Origin of the sequence: Methylocystis sp. (assembly GCF_051061225.1) — a bacterium.
Taxonomy (GTDB): Bacteria; Pseudomonadota; Alphaproteobacteria; order Rhizobiales; family Beijerinckiaceae; genus Methylocystis.
Genome location: NZ_JBPFEB010000110.1, coordinates 50,909 through 64,605, shown reverse-complemented (window position 1 = coordinate 64,605; position 13,697 = coordinate 50,909). Strand labels below are relative to the sequence as shown.

Below are 13,697 nucleotides of genomic sequence, written 5' to 3'. Positions count from 1 at the left end.
CTGTCCCGGCGACCCTGAAACGCCGCGGACGGCCGCCCAAAAACGGAGGCGCTGATCACCTCGCAGGCTGATCGCCCGACCCGCCAGACTGGGGAATTTTCGTTCGCCAAAAGTGGGGAAATTTCGGGTGCCATTGACAGTCTTCCGAAGGATCGGTCGAAAATTTTTAATGAAGTGAATCAATATCTCCGTTTCGACGAAGTCGACCTCGTGGATCGTTATCCTTTCGTGCCGAACCAGTGTATCTGCTTTATCAAGACGTATAATAGCTGGCACCAAGTCGCTCCATTGCGCGGGCCTGAAGACGCGCCGATGAGACGTACATTGACCGTAAACATTGAGAGAATAACGTAGGCAAATTATTGGTAAGCAATTTTCTGCGTCTTAGGGTTGTGCCATCCATGAGCCCGCGAACACGAGAGGGCTGCCTCCGCGATCCGAGAAATAGTGCGGTGTTTTCGACCGTGGCTTTTGGTTGGGGCGATGTCATAGCCATCGACAGGCGGGCCCGTTGGCTCGTGCCCGGAACGACCGGGCGCGCGACCATCATCTCCTCGAGGCTTGCGCCATGCGGTATCGCCAGCGCCTCTACGTCCTCGACGGACGCCTTAAGAGCGGCCATGTCGATGCAGGCGGCGAGAACTGCCCGGCTCATGTCGCCGCTGGCTTCGCACACATAGGCGTCGCGCTACCCTTGGAGGATGGGTGAAGTAGGTGGTGGCTGTTGTTACCCTAATCGGTCCGGGTCAAATGGCCGTTCAGACAAAGGCTAAATCAGTTACACCGCCTTCAGGCGTTAGCTCACGGGCGTCCAAAGCGGAAGGCCGCCAGACGTGCCGACGGCCTTCTTCCCTGCTGCACCTTGCTGTTGACGGAGCGGCGGCACAGCCGGTTCCCATGCCTTAATCAGTCGTCGTAATCGTATCCGTAAACCTGCGCATAGCCGTAGGCCGAAAGGATAGGCGGGAGCATAGCCGTAGCCGTAAGCAGGCTGGCCCGCGACAGCCCCGACCATTGCGCCGATCGCCATGCCGCCAATCGCAGCGCCAGCGAGCGCGCCGGCATCCGAACTAGATGTGGTCTCTGAGGAAGTTGTTCATCCGAAGAAGTCCCGAGTGCATCGTGTGGCAACGACCACTCTCAAGCCTTCAGCTCGGGTGAACAACCTCCTCAGAGACCACAGCTAGGCGGCAGTCCCGAGCCATCCTCTCGGCGAGGGCGCAGATCATTCTAGCTTACTACTGCCCGATGGTCGGAAAGGGCTGTGGCTTATACTCCCTGCGCCGAGTGAAAGCTACCCTAGGTGATTGACAAAAACCCAGACGACTAAAAACACAATAACGACAATCACGGCCCCCATCAGCGTTACCGCAATCGCCCTCGTAAGCATCTGTTTGTGCATTGGATAGCTACGGGTAAAAGAAAGCCCGGTTGGACCACCGGGCTGAATTAAGGAATCCCAAGGATAGGTTACCCGAAAGCGAAGGTAGCGCGGCGCTACCGGCTGACAATGGGGCGCGCGAAAAGCTTCGGCCGTGGATCACATGGCCAGAATTGTTATTTCTTCTCATTTTTCGGCTTGTACCAAGGAACGAAGAAACCGAAAATTCCGGAGAGTACGGCGAAAACAATGACTGTGGCGAGGATGATTGGGATTTCTGTGGTTCCCCACATCGCAAGAATTGCGCCGAGAATTGCACCGGCTATACCACAAATGATCACGCTCGGCGTCAAGGCCATGTCGAACTCGACCACGCCGCCGTATTTGTCCGCCTCCTTTTTTGAGGAGTCGGACTTCATTTTGTCCGGATCGATGTGCGTCATAATGAGCCCTCCAAAAGCTGCGCCGCGGCTGGCAGGAGTGGGCGAGAACGGGAAGCCGGGGCGCAGCCCGCTAGGGATAATGGCGCTGGAAAAGCGCCACTAGCTTCGTGATAGTTACCTACAAAGGTGACAAGGTCAGAAGAACAGACCCAAGCAGCCGCCTGCGAGTCCACCAACAGCGGCAGCCGCAATCGTATTCGCAACTCCGCCCAGCGCCATAGCGGCGAGGCCGCCCATAATCACTGCGCCGACGGCAGCCATGAGGTAGGTCGTGGAGGTAAGTTCGAGTTCTTTGTTGGCCATGTCTGTCACCTCTTTTTGAGATGAGCTTCGCCTCGCAGTTGCCCGCCGCATTGCGATGAAGGGAGGCCCGCGTCAGAATGACGCGGCAAAAAGCTAACACGAATTTCTCAGCTGTCCAGCAAGAACAGTTGGCAGTGAGTAATGTGATGCCCACGCTTCTGGAAAAGGAGGCAACTAAAAAGCTGGATTGCGCTTGCAATCGAAGCCGGCCCCCTGTTCCCAAAGGCAACTCGCGCACGGCCTCTGTTTGATGAGGCTGAAACTTAGGCGCGTTATAGATCGACCGGCAGGAATACTCCTTGGCTCGGCCTTGTCAGAAAAGCCAAACTCGATGAAGCTTCCTAGATGAAGCTTCTTGTCGGGGGGGGCCAACTGTCTGCCTTCAATTTAAATGTATAGCTTTCCTTGGGGGTGCAAATGACAACTAAATCCGTGACAAAAGTCTTACTCGCAATAATTGCTGCTGCCTTTTGCTCTAAGGGAGCAACTGCATCCGAGCAGCAACCATGTGGGACAAAACCGTATCCATCCAATACTCAGTTTGTGACTCCGGACCCAATTCTGAATTCCCCGCAGGTGTGGAGCTTCGTGAGTGCGCCCGATTTGCATCCGATGCGGGTTAGTACAAGCTCTTTCGGATCTATGGTTTCTCCAGGTCGGATATTGCTTGCGCCTTACGCGTTCTCAGACGATGCCACTTACGGACAGCCGGGATCGCTAATTTTGGATAATGACGCTAACCCCGTATGGTTCCGTCCGCTAAGCAGTCCGAATTTAATGAACACTGACTTTAGGGTGCAACGATTAAGCGGCAAGCCGGTTCTCACGTTTTGGCAAGGAACCCTGGCAACACCGCCGGCGTATACCAACGTTCCTGCCGGCTCGTCTGAACCGTTATCCTGTTATTACATTCTCGATAATTCCTATCGCGTAATATCAACAATTACCGCTCAACGCGGTTATACGTCCGATGTTCACGAGTTCTTGCTGACTCCTGAAAATACTGCATTATTGCTAGCGACCCGCGCAGTGCCGATGAATCTTTCCTCGTTTGGAGGACCTGCGAATGGTTATGTTCAGGATTTTTCTGTCCAAGAAATCGATTTGTGGACTAATTCTCTCGTGTTCTTTTGGAGCGCCCTGGACCATATTCCCCTAGCGAATTCCTACGAGCCAGCGTCAAGTGCGACATCGAGCGGTAACGTATGGGACGCTTACCACTTGAATTCGGTCGGCCTCACGGATAACAGCGATCTTCTGGTATCGGGACGCAACACATCGACCATTTACCGGATCAGTAGAAAAACAGGAAAGTTTGTCTGGCAGCTTGGTGGAAAGCAGAGCAACTTCACAATAGAAAATAGCGCGAATTTTTCCTGGCAGCATGACGCAAGATTTCACGCCAATAACTTGGTCAGTATGTTTGATGACGCTTGTTGCGAGACTTCTGGAGAGGTACCGCCTGGCACTCCTCCCTCCCACGGCTTGTTCCTGAAGTTGAACATGTCCCGCATGACAGCCGGTCTGCAGAGGGAATTCTACCACAACCCCAATCTGAACATCGCTTCTCAGGGCAGCACGCAAAGCCTGGAGAATGGTAATATATTCGTCGGATGGGGACAGTCGTCCTACTTCAGTGAGTACACTGCAGCCGGAAATAACGCAGCCAATCCTGCTCTGAATACAATCTACACCGGACAAATGCCTGGGAATAACTATTCCTATCGGGCATTTCGCCAGGCCTGGATCGGAACTCCCTTTTATCCTCCAAGCGTCGCCGTTAAGTCCAATGGCGGACAAACCACGGTTTACGCCTCATGGAATGGCTCGACGGAGACAAGGACATGGCAGGTGTTTAGTGGTAAGTTCCCCTATCTCCTAGCTTTGACAAGAACAGCTCCGAAAGACGGGTTCGAGACCTCCATATCGGTTTCGAACGCCGACGCCTATTATCAGGTGAAGGCCTTGGACGCGTCTGGCAGGGTAATTGGAACATCAACCATCGTGCACCGAGAGTGACGTTACGGCTGTTTGCCGAGGACAAAGGCTAGCGACGAACTCATGGTCGATTGTCGCAGCGGCAAACACTCCGCGGATCGATTGAAGGCCGCCTGGCCACGCCTGGCTGAAACGGACTAAAGAAACGCACCGCAAATACATTCCGGTGCGTTTTTTTATGCGCTGCTCAGCCTGTGGCTCGCGCCCGGAGGATGTTCGGTCAGATTGGTCGCAAGACAGGGCGAGCGGGATGGGGCGCATAGGCGCGTCGCTGCCATATGTCGTATCCTATTTTTTCCAGGATTCGATCTTTCGACGCGAGCTTCGCCCGTGCTTCCCCGAGAGGAAACAGTTCCGCCAAGCGTTTTCATAAGCATTTGATTTGAATGGTGGGCGCGACAGGGATTGAACCTGTGACCCCTACGATGTCAACGTAGTGCTCTCCCGCTGAGCTACGCGCCCCCTTGCACCGGGGTTCCGCCGTGGCGGCGGTTCGGGTGGCGTGTGTATAGTTGGGGACGCGCCGGCGCGCAAGCGCCTTGTGACGAAAAATTCATTCGCCCGGCCCCCCTCCCCCGCCCCCGCGTTTTTGCGGCGCAGGCCCTGCAAAGCTTGACGAATTCTTGACGCTGCGTCGCGGCGCAGCAAAAGATTTGTCATCCATGCGTCATTTAACGCCTTGCAGGCCGCGCCGGATGTGGCATGCTTGACCGTGCGCTCCTCGCAGAGGGGAGAGTTACAAAGGAGGTTTCGCATGTCCTTACAGGGCCATATCGTCGAACTCCAACGCCGCCACGAGGCGCTCGAGAAGGAAATCGCCAAAGAGCAGCTCCATCCGAACGCCGACGAGGCGAAGCTACTCGAACTCAAACGCAAGAAGCTGCAAATCAAGGACGAGCTGGCCAAGCTGAAGATTAGCGAAACGCGACACTGAAGCGTTTTTTCCCCGCCGGACGATTCTCCGGCGCTGCCGGCGACAAAGCTGGCGTCTCGAAGTAGGCGGAGAAGGCTCTCCGCCTTATTTTTTTGGCCTGATGCTTGCTCCGACAGGCGACTCACTTCGAGACGAATTCCAATGCCAATCACTGACAGCTACCGCCCCGAGATCCTCCATGAGAGCCTCGGAGACCCGTTTTTCGATCGGGTCGAAGCCGCCCGTTTTCCCGAAACGATCCTGCGCTACCGCAATCAACGCTGGGCCGCCCGCGTCGGGCTCGACGGGCTGAGCGACCCCGAGTGGATCGCCCATTTCGGCCGCTTCGAGCCCCTGCCCGGCAGCCTCCCGCAACCGCTGGCGCTGCGCTACCACGGCCATCAGTTCCGCGTTTACAATGCAGAACTTGGAGACGGACGCGGCTTTCTGTTCGCCCAACTGCGCGACTCGCGGGATGGCCGTTTGCTCGACCTCGGCACCAAGGGCAGCGGCCAGACGCCGTGGTCGCGGCGTGGAGACGGGCGTCTCACGCTCAAGGGCGGTGTGCGCGAAATCCTGGCGACGGAGATGCTCGAGGCGCTCGGCGTCGACACCTCCAAGACCTTCAGCCTCATTGAAACCGGCGAGGCGCTGATACGGGGCGACGAGCCCTCGCCCACCCGCTCCAGCGTGCTGGTGCGCCTCTCGCATTCCCACATTCGCATCGGCACCTTTCAGCGCCTCGCCTTTCACGACGACAAGGCCGCGATCGACCGGCTGCTGGACTACGTCTGCGCCCATTATTTTCCCGCGCTCGCCACGCTCCCTGCGCCCGCCAGGGCGCGTGCGTTTCTGGAGGAGGTCGCCGCCCGGGTCGCCCGGCTCGGCGCCGGCTACATGGCGGCGGGTTTCGTGCATGGCGTGCTGAATTCGGACAATATCAACGTCACCGGCGAGAGCTTCGATTACGGCCCCTGGCGCTTCGCGCCGAGCTACGATCCTTTGTTCACCGCCGCCTATTTCGACGAGGGCGGGCTCTATTCCTTCGGCCGCCAGCCCAGCGCCCTGCACTGGAATCTGGCGCGACTCGCTGAATGTCTCCTGCACCTCACCGGCCTCGACGCCGCGCAGAAAACTCTGGATGGCTTCGCCAGCGCGATTCAGAAGGAATTTCGCGCATCCCTCCTGCGGCGCCTGGGGCTCGCGCCGGCTGGCGAAGACGCCGACGCCCGCCTCGCGCGGGCGTTCACTGATTTCCTCATGGCGACCCGCGCGCCCTTCGAGCAGACCTATTTCGACTGGCGGGGCGGGCTCGCGAGCGCGGAACGGGCGAAGGCCAGCCCCTCGGCCGCCTTCTATGAGACTCCGGAGTTTTCCGCCCTGCGCGCGGCCCTCGCCGAGCACGAGCCGGCCGCCGACGCAGGGCTTGACCATGCCTATTTCAGGCGAAGCGCTCCCTGCGGCATGCTGATCGAGGAGGTGGAGGCCATATGGGCGCCCATCGCCGAATCCGATGACTGGTCGGCGCTGTGGCGAAAAATCGGAGACATAGCCGAAATGCGCGAAGCCTATGGTTTTGCCTCAGCCTGAAGCGTTTTCTGCTTGAACCGCTCTTGGGTGCGGCGCGATAATCCCGGGATCGAATCTGAAAAAGCCTTGCGGCGGGGCGGTTGCGGCGATGAATGACAATCCCGGCGAGGTCGATCAATCCGCTATCCGGATGGAGGTGGAGCGTCTGCGGCTCGAACACGGCGATCTCGAAGCGGCGATCGACGCGTTGATTGCGGTCGGCGCGCCCGATCAGCTTCAAATCCAGCGCCTCAAGAAGCGCAAGCTGGCGCTGCGCGACCGCCTCGTCTTCCTCGAGGATCAGATCACGCCGGACATCATCGCCTGACGCGACCACCGCGCGATGAACATCCGCGTCGGCGGCAGAGCTGGCGCCTGTCTTGAAACCGAAATCACGAGCGGCCGCATGTGTCCCGAAATGAGACAGCGCGGCGGGCCCGCTCGTCTGATTTTGGAGAAGCAGCCATGTCGCGCCTGGAATTTTCTGGACCGCCCGAACGCCTCGACTCGGAGTTCGACGCCTATCGGACTCGCCTGCGCCGGATCGCCGGCCTCACCCACGCGCCGGCGGCGCCGACGCGGCCGATCCTGCCGTCGGCGCTGCTCACGGTGATCGCGGCGCTGGCGGTGGTCGCGGCGCTGGCTGTCTCGCTGGCGATCTGGCGGATTTACAATTTCCCTCACTGACGCCCGCCGGGCATGAAGCCCAGAGCGCGCAGCAGGGGCGGCATGGTCAAACCCTGCACGACGATCGAGAAGGCGACTACCGCGAAGGTCGACACGACGATCACGTCGCGCCCGGGCAGCGCCTCCGGCAGCGAGAGGGCGAGGGCGAGGCCGAGCGCGCCGCGCAGGCCGCCCCACCACAGCACATGCTGCTCGGCGAAGCTGATCCGCCAGCGCGTCGGCAGGAACAACGCGCTCAGCGGATAGACGGTCAGCGCGCGGGCGGCGAGCACGATGACGATGACCGACAGAAGGAGCGGCGCGCCGTACTCGCGGAACGGCGTCGAGGCGACGTCCACGCCGATCATCAGAAACACCATGGAATTGACGACAAAGGCCGCGAACTCCCAGAAGCCGTGGACAAATTCGCGGCCCTTGAAGGAAAGATAGCTGCGGTTGTCCTCCCGCAGCAGCCCGAGATTGCCCATCATCAGCCCGGCTGTGACGGTCGCGAGCACGCCCGACACCTCGTAATGCTCGGCCGCGAAAAACGACCCGAAGGCTGCGATCGTGGTCAACGCGGCTTCGACGAGATGCTCCGCCGTGCCCATGGCGATGACGATCGCGCCGCCGCCGACCAGCGCGCCGACGGCGACGCCGCCGAACACGATGCGCCCCAGCGTGAGCGCAATCTCGCCCGCGCCCTGCCCCGCCCCATGTCCTTCGGCCCAGGCCAGCGCCATGACGAAGAGCACCGCCGCCGCGCCATCGTTGAGCAGGCTCTCGCTCTCGACGAGGAGGCGCAGCCGGCCCTTGACGTCATTGTCCTTGAACATGGCGATGATGGCAACGGGATCGGTGGCGGCGATCAGCGCGCCGAAGACGAGCGCCGAAGGCAAGGGCCAGCCGAGCAGCGCCACGCAGGCCGCGGTGACGGCGCCCGCCGAGATCAGCGTGCCGAGCCCGGCGAGCGTCAGCAGCGGCAGGGAATCCCGCAGCAGCTCGCGCCAGGACAGAAACAGCGCCGCCTCGAAGAGGAGCGGCGGCAGGATCAGGTCGAAGATGAAATCGCGGGTCAGATGCGGCCCGAAGTCGGGCTTGGTCAGAGTCAGCGTCGCGCCGACGATGACGAGACCGACAGTATAGGGAAGCTTCACCCGCCGCGCGCCGATTGCGACGATCATCGCCACCGCCAGCGTGGCGACCGCCTGTGTCAATTGCTCGTCCATGGCCTGGAAATCTGTTCGAGGTGAGAAAGAAGCCTTCTCTTAGCGCGAGCGGGGCGTCGGGACGATGAAAATCGACGCGGAAACAGCCCGTGATGTCGCGGGTTTCACTCGCGCCGCCAATGCGAGGAGCGCGCATGTCTCTCGTCACCTGTCTGCTCGTCATGCTCGGCGGCGCGATTGGCACGCTCGCCCGCTATCTCCTGTCGCTCTGGGCGCTGCCCATGAGCGAGACCCTGCCTTTCGGAACCATCCTCATCAATGTGACAGGCTCCTTCGCAATCGGATTCTTCGGAACGCTGACCCTGTCGCAGGGCCGCTTTCCGGTCTCGGAGAATATGCGGCTCTTCGTCATGGTCGGGCTTTGCGGCGGCTTCACCACCTTTTCGGCCTTCAGCCTGCAGACGCTGGATTTCCTTCGCAATGGAGCGCTGGCGCGCGCGATGATCAACGTCGCCGTTTCGGTCACGCTGTGCGTGGGCGCGGTGGCGGTCGGGCATTATGTCGCCGCCCGTTTCAATGACGGCGCGACGGAGATTGCGCAATTGCCGATCGAGGAAGAGGCGTGAAACGGCGGCGTCAGGGCGCCAGTTTGGAAGCCTTGCATATTCCAGAACTTGACAAACCCGCCTCCGGACATGTCTTCTCGCGGCAACGGTTCCCTTCGGGGATCAAAAGGGAATGCGGTGCGGGCGATGCGCCCAAAGCCGCGGCTGCCCCCGCAACTGTAAGCGGCGAGCCAGGACCATCAAGCCACTGGGCGCAAGCCCGGGAAGGCGGTTCGAGGCGATAACCCGCGAGCCAGGAGACCTGCCGTTAGTCGTGGTCATGCGCGAAAGCGCCGGGCGGGGTGCACCGGGGCGGCTCTCACTCCGTCGCGGTCAGCGGCGGAGGATGGCCATTCGCAGTGACGGTCCACGCTCGCTGCGGGTCAGCCATGCTATCGTCGCGCCGTCTGTTCCTTTTCGTTTCCGCTTGTTCCCTCTCCGCCGCCGCGCAGGCGCAACAATCCCTGCCGACCATCACCATCGCGGCCCATCCCGTCGCGCACAGTCGCGGCCCCGCCCGTGTGGCCGCGACTGCGAAGCCGCGCGCGGCGGAAACCTTGGCGGCCGCGGCGCCAGCGCCGGCGCAGCAGGCGTCGAACGCCCCCAGGCCGCCGCCGATGACCGCCGCCAGCGAAGCCTTCTTCACCGGCAAGGAGGTCAACGCCCTGCCCTTCTCGCGCGCGTCGGAAGCGCTCGAAATCGTGCCCGGCCTCGTCGTCACGCAGCACAGCGGCGACGGAAAGGCGAACCAGTATTTTCTGCGCGGCTTCAATCTGGATCACGGCACCGATCTGGCGCTTTATCTCGACGGCATGCCGCTCAACATGCGCACGCATGGCCATGCGCAGGGCTATGCCGACTCCAATTTTCTCATCCCGGAATTGCTCGCCTATGTGCTCGCCCACAAGGGCCCCTATGACGCGCCGGATGGAGACTTTTCATCCGCGGGCTCGATCCATCTGCAATACAGGGACAAGATCGATAAAGGCTTCTTCCAGCTCACGGGCGGCAGTTTCGGCTATGCGCGCGCGCTGGCCGTCGCGCCCTACAGGGATGTCGCCGGCGGCTCGGCCTATGGCGCGGTCGAGACGCAATATTACAACGGGCCATGGCGGCGCGGCGACAATCTGCGCCGCATCAACAGCGTCCTGCGCTGGTCGCGCGGCACGGAGGAAGACGGCGCCGCCGTCACCTTCATGAGTTACGCCAACAAATGGTACGCGACCGATCAGATCGCCGCGCGCGCCGTTTCCTCCGGCGCGCTGTCGCTGTGGGGCACGCTCGATCCTTCGGACGGCGGCGCAACCTCCCGCTTTTCACTGTCCGGCCGCTGGAGCCGGAAGGAGGGGAATCAATATGACCGCGTCGAAGCCTATGCGGTGCGCCAGACTCTCGATCTCTACACCAATTCCACTTACTTCCTCGCACATCCCGATCTCGGCGATCAGTTTCGCCAGTTCGACGCGCGCAGCATCGTCGGCGTTGACGCGCGCCATGGCGCCCATTGGGAGTCCTTCGACCTGCCGGTGGAAACGCGCATCGGCGTGCAGGGCCGCTATGACGACATTCGTCTCGGACTTCAGGACAGCGTCCGCCGTCAGATTTACGATACGGTCGGATACAATGCGGTTGGCGAGGGCAGCGTCGGCCTGTGGACCGACACCAGCGTCCGCTGGACGCCGTGGCTGCGCACCATCGGCGGCCTGCGCTTCGATTATTACAACGCGGCGGTTCAAAATCTCCAGCCGCTCTCCGCTGCGCCGATCGTCCTGGCGAGCAATGGGCTCCCTGCTTTCGTCTGGGCCGGTCCTTTCAATCAGGGCGTGAAAGGCGCCGCGATCGTCAGCCCGAAGGCCTCGATCATCGCCGGGCCGTTTCACAAGACGGAGTTCTTCGCCAATTATGGCGAGGGCTTCCATTCGACGGACGCGCGCGGGACGGTGCTGCGCTATGCGACGACCGAGCTCGGCGACGATGATCAGTTGCTGCGCGTCGCCAGCATTCCGCTGCTGGTGAAATCGCGCGGCGCGGAAATCGGCGCGCGCACCAGGATCATCGACGGGCTGGAGTCGAGCGTCAGCCTGTTCTGGCTCAATCTCGAGTCCGAGAACCAGTTTGTCGGCGACGCGGGAACGACCGTCTTCGGCCGCCCGAGCCGCCGCTATGGAATCGAGATCGCCAATCATTATCGCCCGGCGTCCTGGATCACATTCGACGGCGACGTGTCGCTCGTGCATGTCCGCTATCGCGGGTTCGATCAGCCGCAGTTCCTCTCCTGGCTGGAGCTGCTGACGCCCGAGGCCCTGCCCTATGGAGCCTATTTCGGCACTGCGCCCGGCAATTATCTGATCAACGCCCCGGCCGTCGTGGCGATGGCGGGGCTGGAGCTGGGCGAGGCGACGGGCTGGTTCGGGAGTCTGAAATATCGCTACTTCGGCCGGGCGCCCCTGACCGAGGACGGCTACCTCACCGGGCCGGCGACGGGCACGATGAATGCGCGACTCGGCTACCGCTGGGAGGATGGCTGGCGGCTTCAGCTCGACGCCTTCAACATCTTCAACTCACGCTCCAACCAGATCACCTATGGCTATGGATCGCTCCTGCCCACGGACCCGCTCTACGCCCAATGCGCCGGCGGCGTCGCGCCCGCGGCGGTCTGCGCGGTCGGGGTGATGGACCGGCATTTCAAGCCCGTGGAGCCGCCGGCCCTGCGCGTGACGCTGGGTGGGCCGTTGCCGGAGTTTTAAGCGCGCAAACATCACGACGACTTCGATCGAAGAGCGCGCGTCGCCGAGATTCACTTGGAGCGCGCCGCGCGCTCACCGCACCAATGCTGGCGACGGCTCTCGAGGAACGCCCGTTCCTCAGGGTTGGGCCAGGCGAGCGAAGGGAAGAGTTTACAGAAAATCTCGATTCCCCTCGCGCGGTACGTCGCGTCGCCCGCTTCCCCGGAATGCTCTTCGGCGCTTTCCAGTTCAAAGATTGCGTCGCTCAGCCGTCTGACCACGAAAGGATCAGACGACCCCAGCGACAAGGACCTGGAAAATCTCCCGATCGCCTGATCCAGGAGGGCGCCCTTTGCGTGCGGGTCGCTGGTCATCTGGCCCCGCTGATAGGTCAGGAGGCCCCATTGCAACCAGACGGGGGCAAAGTCGATCTGATACCTCAGCGCCCTCCTGAAGGACTCGTCCGTCCGGCTGATCGCCGCGTCGATCTTCGCTGTCAGACCGGTCGCGCAGTTTGCGTGTGAATGATTGTTTTGAAGATAGTTCAGGAAATTGAGCCAAAGCACGCCTTCTTCATAATAGGCGATGGCAAAGTCCGCTTTTTTCGTCGTGACCTTCGCGAAGGAGGCGCTCGCCGCCGAAAACGGGCGCTCGTCGCAACCTGCTTCCGTCACGGCGTCCATCGCGCGCGCCGCTTCAATCTCCCCCATATGGAACAGAGCGGAGTCGTAACCGGGCTCCGCGCGCAACGCCTGCTCCAGAAACCCCCACGCGTCGCCGAAAAGCCTCTGCTTGCGGGCGGCCCCGGTGGATGTCCGCGCGGCCTGTATGCGCACATAAGCCTGTCCGTCGTAGGCTCGGGCTTGCTCTCTTTCGTCCCCGTGATCCATCGCCTGCCGGAACGCGGCGTCGCTGTCCTCGAACTGGCCCTCGTCGCCGAGCGCGTAGCCGAGCACGAGCCAAGCCTGGCGCCCGCCCGCCGGCTCCCCCCAGAAGCCCGACTCTTTCCGGGTGGTTGCGCGCACGGCCGCCTGCGCCTTGTAGATCGCGTCGAGGCGCATGCTCGGGCCCAGCTTTCGCACATAATTGGCCGCGACGACGGGATCCATCTCTTCGATGATCGCGATGGAGGCTTTTTCGATCAATTCCGGGATGGCGCCGACGCCATCGAACAGCAACGACGTTCTCCCGTTCTTTCTCAGGATCAGGCGATACTGCTGGCCAGCGCCCCCCTCGGCGCCACGGATGTTGGAGAGCGCCAATGTGCCGGTGATGACTGGCAAGTCGATATGAAACAGGCTGCTGATGAAGTCGGAAACCTGCCCGACAGTGAACTTCTGGTTCGGCAAATCCACCTTGATGGGCTGCGGGTCGCCCACTTCCAGATGCATGATCTTCTGATCGACCTTCGCATTCTCGAAGACATGGAAGACATGGTCGCGGATATTGTAGGCCAGCGTTTCCCCGTTGATGACGTCGCTGTCCTGCAACGGACCCAGAATCTGGAGGTCCTTGATCCGCAACGGCGCCGAATAAATATTCCAGGCGGCGATCGCGGCGACGGCGACGGTCGAGAAAACCGCCAGATGGGCGACGATCCATGAGAGCGCCTTTGCCCCCTTCAGCACAACCCCAAAAAACGGCTGGGCGGGGGCCGCCGGCTGTGGCGGCAAAAGACCTTGCGACATATTCAAGCTCTTTATTTTCAATCAGGAAAGAAATGGCTGAACACGTTGATATTAATCCAAGCCAGGCCGAGAGGAAGCAGAAGCGGCGCTTTTCCACAGCCATCTTCGGTTCGGCCCCCGCGCCCGCCCTTCACGCTGACCTTGCGTCCCGCCCCCCCATCGTCTATGGGGCGAGGCTTCCCACGCTCGAGCCGATGGATAGCAAGTGGCGAAGCCGAAAGTCCCTGTCGCGGTCA

General features: G+C 61.2%; 12 protein-coding genes, 1 tRNA gene and 1 riboswitch. Of the genes, 7 read left to right on the top strand and 6 right to left on the bottom strand.

The genetic code is table 11. From position 1 onward, the window contains the following. From ACR652_RS19435 to ACR652_RS19425, 3 genes are all read right to left on the bottom strand, one after another. Window positions 1-276: hypothetical protein (locus ACR652_RS19435; RefSeq protein ID WP_434508123.1), on the bottom strand; the 276-nt coding region annotated here is incomplete at its 3' end. A 1,281-nt stretch (window positions 277-1,557) separates the two neighbouring features. Beyond that, the gene (locus ACR652_RS19430; protein WP_434508122.1) at window positions 1,558-1,824 is read right to left on the bottom strand and encodes a hypothetical protein; all 267 of its coding nucleotides are present in this window, start codon (window positions 1,822-1,824) and stop codon (window positions 1,558-1,560) included. A gap of 135 nt (window positions 1,825-1,959) precedes the next feature. Then, window positions 1,960-2,127, bottom strand: a complete 168-nt coding sequence (locus tag ACR652_RS19425; RefSeq protein WP_434508121.1) for a hypothetical protein — start codon at window positions 2,125-2,127, stop codon at window positions 1,960-1,962. A 417-nt stretch (window positions 2,128-2,544) separates the two neighbouring features. On the opposite strand from ACR652_RS19425, the gene ACR652_RS19420 reads away from it, so the two are divergent. Then, entirely contained in the window at window positions 2,545-4,146 is a 1,602-nt protein-coding gene (locus ACR652_RS19420; RefSeq protein WP_434508120.1) for an arylsulfotransferase family protein, read from the top strand. A gap of 366 nt (window positions 4,147-4,512) precedes the next feature. Here ACR652_RS19420 and ACR652_RS19415 read toward each other — a convergent pair. Then, window positions 4,513-4,587: transfer RNA gene (locus tag ACR652_RS19415), tRNA-Val, on the bottom strand. A 292-nt stretch (window positions 4,588-4,879) separates the two neighbouring features. Here ACR652_RS19415 and ACR652_RS19410 point away from each other — a divergent pair. From ACR652_RS19410 to ACR652_RS19395, 4 genes are all read left to right on the top strand, one after another. Beyond that, complete coding sequence (locus ACR652_RS19410) at window positions 4,880-5,059, top strand: YdcH family protein (RefSeq protein WP_434508119.1); 180 nt, start codon at window positions 4,880-4,882, stop codon at window positions 5,057-5,059. Between the two features lie 141 nt (window positions 5,060-5,200). Continuing rightward, window positions 5,201-6,628 (top strand): protein adenylyltransferase SelO, encoded by a 1,428-nt coding sequence (locus ACR652_RS19405; protein ID WP_434508118.1) that lies wholly within the window; start codon window positions 5,201-5,203, stop codon window positions 6,626-6,628. A gap of 88 nt (window positions 6,629-6,716) precedes the next feature. Continuing rightward, on the top strand, window positions 6,717-6,935 hold the full coding sequence (locus ACR652_RS19400; protein ID WP_434508117.1) for a YdcH family protein: 219 nt from the start codon (window positions 6,717-6,719) through the stop codon (window positions 6,933-6,935). A gap of 137 nt (window positions 6,936-7,072) precedes the next feature. Beyond that, window positions 7,073-7,294 carry a hypothetical protein gene (locus ACR652_RS19395; RefSeq protein ID WP_434508116.1) on the top strand — a complete coding sequence of 74 codons (222 nt, stop codon included), beginning with the start codon at window positions 7,073-7,075 and terminating at the stop codon, window positions 7,292-7,294. Here ACR652_RS19395 and ACR652_RS19390 read toward each other — a convergent pair. Then, window positions 7,288-8,502, bottom strand: a complete 1,215-nt coding sequence (locus ACR652_RS19390) for a cation:proton antiporter (protein ID WP_434508115.1) — start codon at window positions 8,500-8,502, stop codon at window positions 7,288-7,290. The genes ACR652_RS19395 and ACR652_RS19390 overlap by 7 nt on opposite strands. Before the next feature lie 134 nt (window positions 8,503-8,636). On the opposite strand from ACR652_RS19390, the gene crcB reads away from it, so the two are divergent. Next, window positions 8,637-9,068, top strand: a complete 432-nt coding sequence (crcB, locus tag ACR652_RS19385) for a fluoride efflux transporter CrcB (RefSeq protein ID WP_434508114.1) — start codon at window positions 8,637-8,639, stop codon at window positions 9,066-9,068. A 70-nt stretch (window positions 9,069-9,138) separates the two neighbouring features. Then, a riboswitch (cobalamin riboswitch) is annotated at window positions 9,139-9,331 on the top strand. A gap of 105 nt (window positions 9,332-9,436) precedes the next feature. Beyond that, window positions 9,437-11,794, top strand: coding sequence for a TonB-dependent receptor (locus tag ACR652_RS19380; protein WP_434508113.1), 2,358 nt, complete (start codon window positions 9,437-9,439; stop codon window positions 11,792-11,794). A 50-nt stretch (window positions 11,795-11,844) separates the two neighbouring features. On the opposite strand, the gene ACR652_RS19375 is transcribed toward ACR652_RS19380, so the two are convergent. Then, window positions 11,845-13,461 (bottom strand): hypothetical protein, encoded by a 1,617-nt coding sequence (locus tag ACR652_RS19375; RefSeq protein ID WP_434508112.1) that lies wholly within the window; start codon window positions 13,459-13,461, stop codon window positions 11,845-11,847. Between the last annotated feature and the right edge of the window lie 236 nt (window positions 13,462-13,697).

Bases quoted from the DNA above. Each gene is read 5' to 3' on its own strand.
- ACR652_RS19430 (WP_434508122.1), bottom strand. From the start codon at position 1,824: ATGACGCACATCGATCCGGACAAAATGAAGTCCGACTCCTCAAAAAAG.
- ACR652_RS19425 (WP_434508121.1), bottom strand. From the start codon at position 2,127: ATGGCCAACAAAGAACTCGAACTTACCTCCACGACCTACCTCATGGCT.
- ACR652_RS19420 (WP_434508120.1), top strand. From the start codon at position 2,545: ATGACAACTAAATCCGTGACAAAAGTCTTACTCGCAATAATTGCTGCT.
- ACR652_RS19410 (WP_434508119.1), top strand. From the start codon at position 4,880: ATGTCCTTACAGGGCCATATCGTCGAACTCCAACGCCGCCACGAGGCG.
- ACR652_RS19405 (WP_434508118.1), top strand. From the start codon at position 5,201: ATGCCAATCACTGACAGCTACCGCCCCGAGATCCTCCATGAGAGCCTC.
- ACR652_RS19400 (WP_434508117.1), top strand. From the start codon at position 6,717: ATGAATGACAATCCCGGCGAGGTCGATCAATCCGCTATCCGGATGGAG.
- ACR652_RS19395 (WP_434508116.1), top strand. From the start codon at position 7,073: ATGTCGCGCCTGGAATTTTCTGGACCGCCCGAACGCCTCGACTCGGAG.
- ACR652_RS19390 (WP_434508115.1), bottom strand. From the start codon at position 8,502: ATGGACGAGCAATTGACACAGGCGGTCGCCACGCTGGCGGTGGCGATG.
- crcB (WP_434508114.1), top strand. From the start codon at position 8,637: ATGTCTCTCGTCACCTGTCTGCTCGTCATGCTCGGCGGCGCGATTGGC.
- ACR652_RS19380 (WP_434508113.1), top strand. From the start codon at position 9,437: ATGCTATCGTCGCGCCGTCTGTTCCTTTTCGTTTCCGCTTGTTCCCTC.
- ACR652_RS19375 (WP_434508112.1), bottom strand. From the start codon at position 13,461: ATGTCGCAAGGTCTTTTGCCGCCACAGCCGGCGGCCCCCGCCCAGCCG.